This window comes from Granulosicoccus antarcticus IMCC3135, from assembly GCF_002215215.1.
Taxonomy (GTDB): domain Bacteria; phylum Pseudomonadota; class Gammaproteobacteria; order Granulosicoccales; family Granulosicoccaceae; genus Granulosicoccus; species Granulosicoccus antarcticus.
Map to the genome: position 1 here is coordinate 453,941 of NZ_CP018632.1, position 11,956 is coordinate 465,896.

General features: G+C 50.8%; 10 protein-coding genes. 7 read left to right on the forward strand and 3 right to left on the reverse strand.

Features of this window, described 5'->3' with window-relative positions; all coding sequences use genetic code 11:
• Positions 1-162: 162 nt before the first annotated feature.
• From IMCC3135_RS02140 to IMCC3135_RS02155, 4 genes are all read left to right on the forward strand, one after another.
• Positions 163-1,173, forward strand: coding sequence for a LacI family DNA-binding transcriptional regulator (locus IMCC3135_RS02140; protein ID WP_205737869.1), 1,011 nt, complete (start codon positions 163-165; stop codon positions 1,171-1,173).
• Positions 1,174-1,385: 212 nt separating this feature from the next.
• Positions 1,386-2,303: a sugar ABC transporter substrate-binding protein gene (locus tag IMCC3135_RS02145; protein WP_088916084.1), complete on the forward strand. Its 918-nt coding sequence runs from the start codon at positions 1,386-1,388 to the stop codon at positions 2,301-2,303.
• 111 nt (positions 2,304-2,414) lie between these two features.
• Positions 2,415-3,971, forward strand: a complete 1,557-nt coding sequence (locus tag IMCC3135_RS02150) for a sugar ABC transporter ATP-binding protein (RefSeq protein WP_088916085.1) — start codon at positions 2,415-2,417, stop codon at positions 3,969-3,971.
• An 8-nt stretch (positions 3,972-3,979) separates the two neighbouring features.
• The gene (locus tag IMCC3135_RS02155) at positions 3,980-4,960 is read left to right on the forward strand and encodes an ABC transporter permease (RefSeq protein ID WP_088916086.1); all 981 of its coding nucleotides are present in this window, start codon (positions 3,980-3,982) and stop codon (positions 4,958-4,960) included.
• Here IMCC3135_RS02155 and IMCC3135_RS02160 read toward each other — a convergent pair.
• Both IMCC3135_RS02160 and IMCC3135_RS02165 read right to left on the reverse strand, forming a co-directional pair.
• Positions 4,944-5,642, reverse strand: coding sequence for a ceramidase domain-containing protein (locus tag IMCC3135_RS02160; protein ID WP_088916087.1), 699 nt, complete (start codon positions 5,640-5,642; stop codon positions 4,944-4,946). The genes IMCC3135_RS02155 and IMCC3135_RS02160 overlap by 17 nt on opposite strands.
• A 49-nt stretch (positions 5,643-5,691) precedes the next feature.
• Positions 5,692-7,164 (reverse strand): HNH endonuclease, encoded by a 1,473-nt coding sequence (locus IMCC3135_RS02165; RefSeq protein ID WP_205737870.1) that lies wholly within the window; start codon positions 7,162-7,164, stop codon positions 5,692-5,694.
• 557 nt (positions 7,165-7,721) lie between these two features.
• On the opposite strand from IMCC3135_RS02165, the gene IMCC3135_RS02170 reads away from it, so the two are divergent.
• Positions 7,722-8,822 (forward strand): NAD(P)H-dependent flavin oxidoreductase, encoded by a 1,101-nt coding sequence (locus tag IMCC3135_RS02170; protein ID WP_088916089.1) that lies wholly within the window; start codon positions 7,722-7,724, stop codon positions 8,820-8,822.
• Positions 8,823-8,868: 46 nt separating this feature from the next.
• On the opposite strand, the gene IMCC3135_RS02175 is transcribed toward IMCC3135_RS02170, so the two are convergent.
• Positions 8,869-9,897: a histone deacetylase family protein gene (locus tag IMCC3135_RS02175; RefSeq protein WP_088916090.1), complete on the reverse strand. Its 1,029-nt coding sequence runs from the start codon at positions 9,895-9,897 to the stop codon at positions 8,869-8,871.
• A gap of 419 nt (positions 9,898-10,316) precedes the next feature.
• On the opposite strand from IMCC3135_RS02175, the gene galE reads away from it, so the two are divergent.
• Both galE and IMCC3135_RS02185 read left to right on the forward strand, forming a co-directional pair.
• Complete coding sequence (galE, locus tag IMCC3135_RS02180; protein ID WP_088916091.1) at positions 10,317-11,348, forward strand: UDP-glucose 4-epimerase GalE; 1,032 nt, start codon at positions 10,317-10,319, stop codon at positions 11,346-11,348.
• A 3-nt stretch (positions 11,349-11,351) separates the two neighbouring features.
• A complete protein-coding gene (locus IMCC3135_RS02185) occupies positions 11,352-11,951 on the forward strand; it encodes a hypothetical protein (protein WP_088916092.1) in 600 nt (199 codons plus the stop codon).
• Positions 11,952-11,956 lie beyond the last annotated feature (5 nt).

Below are 11,956 nucleotides of genomic sequence, written 5' to 3' on the forward strand. Positions count from 1 at the left end.
GGTCAGGTTGCTGTTTCCAATAGATATGACGACCTGATTCACCTGGTTGACAGCGAGTGGGTTAGTCTGTAGTTTTTCGCGAACTTCGCCGATCCGGAATCAGTAGTGCGGATGTCGGCAGAAGTATCCGCGTTTGAATATCGCCTATACCCACTCTCCTCATTGAAATCTAACCAGAAAAAGCCACCAACAATAAAGGACGTCGCAGAGAAGGCGGGTGTTTCTGTGGGAACGGTCTCTCGTGTGTTGGCAAAAGAGGTTGCGGTCAAGGCGGCGCTCAGAGAGCGTGTGAACCAGGCTATGGCAGAGCTCGATTACCGGGTCAATATTGCTGCCCGAGCATTGAGGACGAATCAAATCGACGTGATCGGCTTGATTCTGCCTGACATCACCAATCCATTTTTTTCTCAATTAGCCAAGAGCATAGAGCTACAGGCGGTCAAGCGGGATCATTCCGTCATGCTTGCCAGTTCGCAGGGAGACAGTGTGATTGAGCGTTCTCATGTCAGGGCATTTCTGGACAGATCGGTCAGAGGCATTGTTGTCATTGCCGCTACTGACAACGATTTCTCCGAATCACAATCCGATGTGCCGATCGTATCGCTCGATAGGCGATTGGGGCGTTACCCTCTGATTGCCACAGATCATGAGCGGGGTGCAGCGTTGATTGCCGATCATCTATACGGGCTGGGGCATCGGCACATTGCCTATATCGCCGGTCCGCAGGATACAGAAGTAGGGCGTCTTAGAAAGGCTGGTTTTGTGAATAGAATCAAACATCTGAGCGCTAAGGGTGAGCGCGTGAAACTTCGTATTCATCACGGTAAATTTGATTATGGCTCTGGTGAGCAGATTGCCAGAAAGTTACTTAAAACCACAGCAGGAACGCAAATTACCGCCATTGCTGCGGCGAGTGACCAACTGGCAATTGGTGCTCTGCGTGTTGCCAGGGACTTGGGGCTTCAGGTTCCCGCGGATATTTCCATTACAGGCTTTGACGATATAGATCTTGCCGCACTGGTCGTTCCGCGATTGACAACCATAAGGCAGCAGACAGATCTGTTGGCAGAATGCGCCATGGATATGGTCTTTGGAAGTATCAATAAATCACGAATCAAGACAATCGAAGGCGAGCTGGTGGTACGAGACTCTACTGCTGAAGCGCGGCAGTGAAATCACGCCAATTCCTCGGAATCCGTGACGCTGTGGAATATGTAGGTTCCTTCAAGTTAGAAAAATGTGTACCAAAGAATAGTTTCGTTGACATATCAACAGAGCGGCACTAGGATGATCTGGCTTGGAATATGAATCGTTTCATTTATTCACCAATTCGAACATTCCTGGCCTTCGGTTACTGACTTGGAAAGTGGAACAGAGAGTTTGCTATGAAACTACAGAATGCTGTTAAGTACGTTGCACTAGGTGTGGCGTTGACGATTGGTTCTGCCCATGCAGAAGAGAAACCTGTTGTCGGGTTGATCATGAAATCACTGGCCAACGAATTTTTTCAGAACATGCTGGAAGGTGCCGAGGCACACGCTACGACTCGGGGTGACTACGAGCTCAAGGCAGTCGGCATGCAGAACGAGACAGACTTCGAATCACAGATCAATGCTGTTGAGAACTTCATTACACAGGGCGTAGACGCCATTGTTGTTGCACCTGCAGATTCTCGTGCCATGGTTCGACCATTGAAGAAAGCAATGGAGGCTGGTATTACTGTCATCAACTTTGACGTCGCTCTGGATATGGACGCAAAGAAGCAGCAGGGTTTTGAACTTGCTTTCGTTGGTCCTGATAATCGCGGTGGAGCGAAAATGGCTGGCGACGCTCTGGCAGAAAAGCTGGGTAAGGGCGGTAAGGTCGTTATTGTTGAAGGTAATCCGGGTGCCGATAATGCAACCGAGCGTCGACTGGGATTTGAAGAGTCTATTGCTGAGTTCGAATTGGATCTTCTCGACAGCCGTACGGCACACTGGGAAACTGAAGAGGCCAATAGCGTATTCTCAACCATGTTGACTGCTCACCCTGACATTCAAGGTGTCATGGCTGCCAACGACTCAATGGCAGTTGGTGTTGTCAAGGCACTGGAAGCTGCGGGTCGTACTGACATTCTCGTTGTAGGCTTTGACAATATTGGCGCTGTCGGTCCCATGATTGCCGATGGTCGTATGCTGGCAACGGTGGATCAGTTTGGTACGGATATGGCCGCCAATGCAATCGATCAGGCGCTTGAAGTTGTTGCCGGTGCACCTCAGCTGGAAGGTTGGGTCAAGACACCGATTGAGCTGGTAACCAAGTAATACCTCACTCCAGTTAATTGCTGGAGTCTTTCGGCAGTTGTGCATCTTTTGAAGAAGATGCACAACTGCCCGGTTTGAATGTTTACTTCTTGTCCTGACAGACCTGATCTGATGAACTCCCCAAGCAATGCTAATCCCTCCGGTCATGAAACTATTCTTGACTGCCTTGGCCTGAAAAAATATTTTGGTGGCGTGAAGGCGCTCGATGGCGTCAGTTTCAATCTGCGTAAAGGTGAAGTGCATGCCTTGGTAGGGGAGAACGGGGCAGGCAAGTCCACATTGATAAAGACCTTGTCTGGAGCATTCTCCTGGGATCAAGGCACTGTTACGCTGTCGGGTAAATCCTATAGTCCGGCTCATCCCGGAGAGGCGAAAGACAGAGGACTTCAGGTTGTTCATCAGGAATTCAATCTGCTGAACTATTTGTCGGTAGCCGAAAATATTTGTATCGAAGCCATGCCTCGTCGTGCCTTCGGTTTCCTTGATCGAAAAGAGATGATGGGACGGGCGCGTGCAGCGCTGGATGCCATTGGTTTGTCGGATGTCGATGTGTCGACAAAGGTCGAGTCTTTGGGTATTGCTCATCGACAGTTGGTGGAAATTGCACGAGCCCTACAATCCAAAAGTGACATTCTAATTCTGGATGAACCAACGGCAACGTTGACCGACAGGGAGAAAGAACGTCTTTTCGAAATAGTGGCATCCATCCAGGTGCAAGGTGTGACCGTCGTATTTGTATCTCACCATCTTGATGAAGTATTCAGAATCTGCAATCGGGTCACAGTCTTTCGCAACGGCAAGACTGTCATAACAGAGGATATTGCAGACTCATCACCAGAGCGTGTTGTGCAGCATATGATCGGCTCCAGTCTGCAAGCCGATACGGGTAATGACGGAAAACAACGCATACTGGATACAGTTGCGTTAAGTGTCCGAGAACTTGTACATGTCCAGAATCCGCACGGGCAGGGCGTCAGTTTTGAGCTCCGTTATGGTGAAATACTCGGTATTGCGGGGCTGGTTGGGGCGGGGCGTACTGAGATTTTACGCAGCCTGTTTGGGGTTAACAAGATTCTGTCTGGCGAGATACAGCTGGATGGGAAAAGCATTCGTTTTCGAAATCCGAATGAGGCCATCAAGGCCGGCATTGGATTTGTTACGGAGGATCGAAAGGATGAGGGGCTGATACTCGACATGTCCATCGCTGCCAATGTGTCACTGGTCAACCTGAAAGATGTCAGCACGGCTGGTTTCATGCGCTTCGGGGATGAGAAAGCAATGACTGAGAATCGCGCCAGTCAGCTCAAGTTGAAGTATGGGGACGCCAGTCATAATGCATCAAGCTTGTCGGGCGGTAATCAACAGAAGGTGGTGTTGGCAAAGTGGCTGGAAAGTAAGCCAAGAATACTATTGCTTGACGAGCCAACCCGAGGCGTGGACGTGGGCGCTAAAGCCGAGATCTACTCGATCATCAAAGGGCTGGCTAGTGAGGGAATGGCCATACTTGTAGTGTCGTCGGAAACACCTGAACTGATGACACTGTGTGATCGTATGGTGGTTCTGGCTAATCACCAGATATCAGGAAATCTGGATCGTTCGGAATTTTCCGAAAAGACCATTCTCCAGTATGCGTATGGGCAAGGCCCGAACTCGCAGCAACAGGCATAACGCGAACAATGAGCTCTACATCAGTAACAGCTGGCAAGTATTCCATTAAGTCTATTCTGGAGAGTTTCGGAATCGGCATCGCCTTGCTATTGCTCATCGTGTTCTTTTCGGTAACGACAGAGCACTTTCTCAGTAGCAATAATATTACGAACATCCTGAGTCAGGTCACCATCAATCTGATACTCGCCATTGGTATGACGTTCGTTATTCTTATAGGCGGTATCGATCTGTCGGTGGGCTCGGTAATGGCTTTCGCAGCCGTCGTTGCCGGCAAGGCAATTTCAATAGAGGGCATGGGGCCTGCAGAGCTCATCATATTGGCGTGTGTGGCCGGCTTGGCTGCTGGTTTCCTGTGCGGTCTTTTGAATGGTGTGATAACCGCTTACTGGGCATTGCCCTCATTCATTGTGACGCTGGGTATGCTCAACATTGCACGCGGTGCAGGTTTGCACATCAGTGATGCACGCACCATTTACTCGTTTCCCTTTGAGTTTGAAGAATTCGGTTCGAAGCTTTTCTATGGAGTTCCCATCGTATTTCTGGTTGCCCTGAGCCTGGTATTTGTTGCATGGGTGGTGCTGACCAGAACCGTGTTCGGTCGAATTCTGTACGGTATTGGTAACAATGAAGAGGCTGTGCGATTAGCCGGTCATCGTGTTTTTCGATACAAGGTCGCAGCGTTCACTATCTGTGGTCTGATGGCTGGAATTGCGGCGATCGTCTACATGGCGAGACTGAATATCTCAAGCCCTATTGCAGGCATCGGCTTTGAGCTGAATGCCATTGCAGGCGTCATCATAGGTGGCACCAGTCTGAATGGCGGCCGTGGTTCAATTATCGGCACCTTGCTCGGTGTTTTCATTATTGGAGTATTGGCCAATGGCCTTATTCTGCTAGGACTGAGTGACTTCATGCGACAGATGATTACTGGTGTCGTCATCATCGTGGCCGTTATCCTGGATCACTATCGCGCTAAATATGCCTCTTGATAGGCGGCATTCTGACAATCATCGCATGCAGCAAAATACCGACCATCAACCCATTGAGTAGATGCCATACAAAATGAGTGCCCATGCCTAGAGTGGCTTCGCAGCTAGTCAAATCGATGGTTCTGAATAACAATGCGGTGCAGAAAACAAGGCTCGCCACGGCCATGTGGCGTTTCGCGGGGTGAGCTCTTAGCCAGGCAATTATCGAAAAGATAAGCAATGCCGCCAGCGCTGGTGCGTACTGTAATGAGCCGTTGAGGGGCAGCGTGCTGGTGGCGTTTACGCTGACAATATCCTGACCAGTAAAATAGGAAATGCCAATAGTCACGAACATGGCAATGCCACTGATGCGCAGTGTTCTTGTCAGATTATGTTCTGTAGAGCGATAAATAGTCAGTAATGCATAGCCAGCCACAAAGCTCCAAATGGGAATAACGTCGGCAGACTGTGACCAGCTATTGGCAAAGACATGAAACAGAAAGGAGCCCACACCGATGGAGCCTGCCAGCACAATGAGTAAGGCTTCCCAGATATCTCCTTGTTGACGACGCGCTCTCCATCGCCATGCAAAGATGGCAGCCAGCACAAAGGCAATGTTGCTTAAGGCATTCAATGGCTCGTTCCAGAGCTCAGCACTCGTGCGTTCGCAATACAGGTCGATCAATGCTGCGCTGGCGCTCATGTGCTTGGGTTGATCCGTTGAATAGGGCTGGAAGCCACTGGGTTAATGGTCAGGCGTGTGCAGCACAATAGCATTCTGCCTGCTCTGCGACGCCGGGCCAATGAGTAGAGAGTGTGTCGGTGTCTCTGCCAGATTTTTGTTGGCAGTCGTATAAGGGCTGGTCTACGCGTGTAGAGTAATTATCGTAGTTTGATTCGGCAAATTCATCTCGTTGCTTCTCTGATTTTTGCGCCTCACTGATATCACGAATATCCAGGCCATCCTTGTTCACAACGCGAAACCGGAAGCGGGTTGGATCTGATTGGCGTACGAGCTCGAATGATTCACGGCTGTTGCGTAATGCCTTTTCGATCTCGTTGTCGGTCTGTTCTGTGGCCTGTTGCCGAATGAACTGTTCTTCGAACGCTGTTTCGAGATCATTCACGCGCTCAATACGATATCCCCCTTCATGTACAAAAGTATGGTGTTTGCTGCATAAGCAGATGCCGTTGTCTACGCATGTAGAGCCGCCATCGGCCCAGTGCTGGATATGATGGATTTGTAAGTGCCGGGTTTGTGTACATCCAGAGTACTGGCAATGTTGATCCCGGTTCTTGATGGCGCGGGCCATAGCAGGTGGCCAGAGGCGTGATTTGCGGCCGATATCCAGAGGTTCGCCGTGTTGGTGTGTGATTGTGGAAATGCTGCAATCGCAAGCCAGTCGACGAGCGGTTTCGATGGCAATCGGGCCTGCTCCGTTTACGATAGGGCGTTTTGTCGGAATTGGACTTGAGGGTGGCTGTTGGTCTTGTTCTGTGGGCTTGTTTACAGGTAATTCTGATGCATCCACTGAGACGATAACTTGATAGCGATCAGCAGTGGCCATTTCCCTGCCAGCGTTCTGGAGGCTATTCTCTGCCATGAGGATTGCTGCATCGGCGCGACGTTGTGTCATGGAGGCGTCAGACTCTTCGAGTTGTGCCAAGGATTGCTCGACACTGTTGAGAAATGCCTGGGCAATTTCGGGTGGCAGTGACAGCTTGATGAGAGTGTTGCCATTGCTTGCCGAGCTCCATCCGAATGATCGTGCTTCGATCTGTTGCAAGCTTCTGGCGTTCTCGCCATCGGCCATATTTTGCTCAGCATCCTGCTGCCAACGGTATTCGTTGACCAGTCGTTCTACGTCAGAGACTGATGCGTCCAAGGCTGTGTGACACAGCAGTGCTTCGTTGTCTTTATTTGCCACGCGTGAGAGTAGGCGTACGATTGACCAGGTGAGTTTGCCAGCTCTGAACAATGCCTGAGTGATGGGAAGGCTGCGTAGCTTACGGCCGACCCTCAGATATTCCCATCCCAGCTGTAGGCTGATGCTCAATTCAAGATTCATCCAGGCTGCACAGTGACGGGAGCCGGAAGTATTCCAGCCTTCCAGGTCGTCAAATCGGACCAGTAATTCGAGTTGATCTGCCATGCCCGAAGATATGTCTTCGCCAATCTGTTTCAGTCGACGTGCTATGGCAGGTGCTTCGTCAGGCATCGCCATGTTAGAACGCTCAGAGTCAGGAGGGATGGCGGATCCGTCAGTGAGAGACATGAATAGACGGAGGTTTCGGCCGAAGGATTCTCGTGTGTCAGCATCGAAGCAGTCTGTGCCAAATGAGGTATTCTTTACATGGGGTTTGGTTTTGTTTTTTCTATGGTTAGGGCTTGTAGTATTTGTTTTGTTCCGTTCAGTTGTTCTGGTTGAATCTTCCATGAATTCATGCCCTCCTTAGTAATATCAATATACATAGATGATGTAATTTGGTCAAATAAATATACTGTATATAAATATAGCTTAAAAGATCTGTTTGATGTATTGCTAGTGCGTATTCTTTATCGCCAGTGATTTGTCTCTATCTCAAACATACAATGCCTATTGCATATCGATTCAGCGTGAAAGGTAGTAAAGTGATGCAAAGAAGGTTGGTCTTGCCGATGCAGCCCTGCTGTGCCGCAGAGTTGCGGCCGTGACTGCGACAATAAGTCGAGCCTGGTGTCGGGAGCTGTGCGAGACTATCAATCATTCCCGGTACCGGTAATTCAGTTAGGAATATGACAATGAGTAAAATTCACGCATCGCTCAAACGTGCCAATGAATTTGCAGAGCGTCTTGGTCTGCGGGTTCCGGTGTTATTGGCCCCTATGGCGGGTGCCTGTCCTGCCTCTTTGTCCATCGCTGTAGCCAATGCCGGTGGTCTTGGCGCTTGTGGTGTTTTGTTGATGCCACCCGCAGGGATAGAGCAGTGGGGGCGAGATTTTCGGGCAGAGTCCACAGGGTTGTTTCAGTTGAATACCTGGATTCCAGACCCAGAACCTGTGCGTGACGCAGCACATGAAGCAGAAATAAATGAGTTTTTGTCCAGCTGGGAGCTGGAAATGGGGCATGAAGAGTCGGTTCAATCCGCGTCCGCCACGCCACCGGCGCCTCTGGTATTCAGTGAGCAATGTGATGCGATGCTGGAGGCTGCACCAGTGGCTATTTCCTCCATCATGGGTGTGTATTCAGAGGCGATGCTGGCTGCCATGAAAAGCCGAGGCATTCTCTGGTTTGCAACCGCAACCACTGTGACTGAAGCTGTGATTGCGGCGAATGCAGGTGCGGATGTCATTGTTGCTCAGGGTATGGAGGCAGGTGGACATCGTGGTTCATTCAAAGCCGCTGATGCAGAGCAGTCTCTGGTTGGATTGTTTTCGCTGTTACCTGCCATTGTTGATGTTGTGGATATTCCTGTTGTGGCAACGGGAGGCATTGCTGACGCCCGAGGTGCAGCAGCAGCGTTATTACTGGGGGCATCGGCGGTCCAGGTGGGAACAGGTTTTCTGCGAGCGAAAGAGTCAGGCATATCGCCTTCATGGGCCGATGCCATTGGCCAGACATTGCCTGAGGAGACGGTGGCAACACGTGTTTTTTCGGGTAGGTTGGGGCGAGCAATACGAACCCGATATGTGGATGCTGCTACTGCTTCACAAGCACCGGTACCTGCGCCTTACCCGGTTCAACGTGGCCTGACGCAAGCTATGCGTCAGGCTGCAACTCGAGCTGACAATATTGACGCAATACAGGCCTGGGCAGGTCAGTCAGCTGGAATGTCAAAGGCGTTGCCAGCTGCTGATATCGTTGATGACATATGGCAAGGTACGCAGGCTTTACTGGACTGATTTATCAGGCTGGATTGTCTGACTGAATTACCCCGCTGGCTTATATTCAGGCGTTAAGAAATCCTTGCAATACGTTGCGTGTGTTGATACCAATTTCTTCCACGGCGTAGCCGCCCTCCATGACAAATAATGTCGGGTGCTTGCGCTTGCCGATGGCATTGCCATAGCGTGTGAAGTCGTCGCTGGTCAGCTTGAAGAAGCTGATGGGGTCTCGTTCAAAGGTGTCAACGCCGAGTGAGACAACCAGTGCGTCGGGGAAGTATTGATCGATCCTGTCCAGCGCATCGGTCAGTGCATCTGACCAGACGCTGTAGCGGGTACCAGGCAGCATGGGGTAGTTGATGTTGTAGCCCTCACCTTCATTCTTGCCGGTTTCATCGGCGTAGCCCAGAAAATAAGGGAAGGCATGACCTGGGTTGCCATGCAAGGATACGAACAGCACATCATTGCGTTCGTAGAAAATGTCCTGTGTGCCATTACCGTGATGAAAGTCGACATCAAGGATAGCTACCTTCGAGGCGCCGGCGTCTCGAAGTTGCTGAGCGGCAATGGCTGCATTGTTCAGAAAACAATAACCGCCATACAAATCGAAGCCAGCGTGATGTCCGGGTGGTCGGCACAGGGCGAAGGCTGAGGTTTCCGAGGTGCCCAGCAGGCGAGCGGCGGTTTGTGCACAGGCGGCACTGCTTTGCACCGCCTGCCAGGTAGTAGCGGTTATTGCGGTTTCGGTGGCACCGGCAAAATAGCCCAGTTTACCGTTGATGTTTTCGGGTTCACGTTGCTGCATGCGACGGTTTGGCACCGCCATGGGCAAGGCTTCACCCTGGTAGCCTTCTGCTTCCCATAGTGACCAGGCCTGAGCCAGAAAACGCAGATAGTCGTCACCGTGGACTTTCTCTACTGTTGCCATGTCCAGTGGTGTGGGCGCTTGTGGGGCGCTGAAACCACTGTTGGCCAATGCCTCGACAATATAGTCCCAGCGTTCTGGACATTCATAGGGGCGCACCAGTTCGCCTCCGGAAAGCTCTGCTTTAGGGAAGTGCAGGACGTGGTCGGTACTGGCAATAGTTTTCATGGAGTAATCAGGCAGTATTCAAATACGCGTGGGAGATGAAATGTAGGGATTGTGAGACTGGCCAGTTTTCTGGTCCATTCGTAATATTGGCATTTTTTATACTGTCGTGCAGAGAAGTTACTTTATGGCACCAAGACGATAGTGGGGCATTGTGGAGGGTTACAGTTTTGAGATTGCCAGATGATCCTCAAAAGCAAAAGCTCCATTTTAGATTTCCGCTCTTTGGTCGATACATTGCCGTGCTGCGCGCCTGGGTCTCATAAACGCTCTTCGTAAAAGGAAATATCTGGCCAAAAGCCACTGCGCAGTTGCAGTGCCATGTTCAGAGCTTGCAGAAACGGGCAAGACATCTCAAGGCACCTCCAATATGGACGACATATACCGGTAATTGAGGCAGATTACGCGTGAGTTTTCCATCCATGTCTGAGTCCGAAAACAAGAAGAGCATCCTCGTTACCGGAGGTGCCGGCTACATTGGTAGTCATGTTGTCAAGTTACTGGGCGAGCGTGGTGAGCGAATCGTCGTGCTGGACAATCTGTCCACGGGCAACGAGGAAGCCGTGCTGTATGGCACTCTTGTCAAAGGCGATACCGGTGACGAAGCACTGGTGCGGCGTATTCTTGAAGAGCATGATGTTGACACAGTCATGCATTTTGCCGCACATACAATCGTGCCCGAAAGTGTTGAGAATCCGTTGAAGTACTATCGTAACAATACGGGCAATACGCTTAATTTGCTGCAGTGTTGTCAGGCGGCAGGTATCGACAAGCTGATCTTCTCTTCCACGGCTGCTACCTATGGGATTCCTGAAGACGATACAAAACCGTGTTCAGAGGAATTGCCAACGGCGCCGATCAATCCTTATGGTATGTCAAAGCTGATGTCCGAGCATATGCTCAAGGATCTTAGCTATGCCACCGATTTACGCCATGTGATCTTGCGCTACTTCAATGTTGCTGGCTCGGATCCAGATGGTCGCATAGGGCAATCAACACACAATGCGACTCTGTTGATCAAAGTGGCTGCAGAAGTTGCGTTGGGTAAGCGCGAAAAGCTGCTTGTATTTGGCACCGATTACGCCACGCCGGATGGTACGGGTATTCGCGATTACATTCATGTATCGGATCTTGCCAGTGCGCATCTGGCAGCGCTTGACTACTTGCGCAAGGGAGGGCAGTCGACTCTGGTTAATTGTGGTTATGGCAAAGGCTTCAGTGTACGGCAGGTTATTGATGCTACCTCCAGGCTTAATGGCGCACCGCTGAATGTAGAAGAACAACCACGACGGGCGGGAGATCCACCGGCATTGATTGCGGCAGTAGAAAAAATTCACAAGACACTGGATTGGCAGCCAAAGTTTGATGATCTGGATGTGATCGTACAGACCTCATTGGACTGGGAGAAGAAGATTCTTGCCAAAACTGCTGAAAAACAAGCAGGAAACACCTGAGTCATGTTGCCGACAACGGATACCGTGACTGCGCCGTATCGCTCAATGCTGCGAGGGCGAAAAATGAAGCGATGCCTGGCGAGTCTGGCGGCGGGGCTGTTCATGGCGATAAGTGCCGGTTGTACTACCTTGACAAGTACTCCGGCTGTCAATGCAGATGCGGCGCAAAGCTGGGCTTTGCTGCCCATGAATAATCTGTCCGAGGCGCCACAGGCAGATAGTCAGGCGCTGACCATGCTGGAGACGCAATTGCGAACAAGGGGTGTGCGACAGGTCGCAGTCTATGCACCGATGCAAAAGGTCAGTCTGCGTACTTTACTTGACCCTGCCAGGCAACTCAACGATGCCATGGAATGGGCCAGAAAAAATGGCTATCGCTATGGCTTTACCGGCACCATCAATGAGTGGAGTTATCGTACAGGTGCCGACAAAGAGCCGGTTGTTGGCTTGAATATGAAGCTTGTAGACATCAGCACCGGTGAGGTTCTCTGGCAGGCCAATGCGGCGCGTACCGGGTGGGGATATGCCAGCCTGCCAGCGTTGGCGGATACGGTTATAGACGATCTGCTTGAAGGCGTGCATTTCGATAACGTCAGCCACTGAGCACG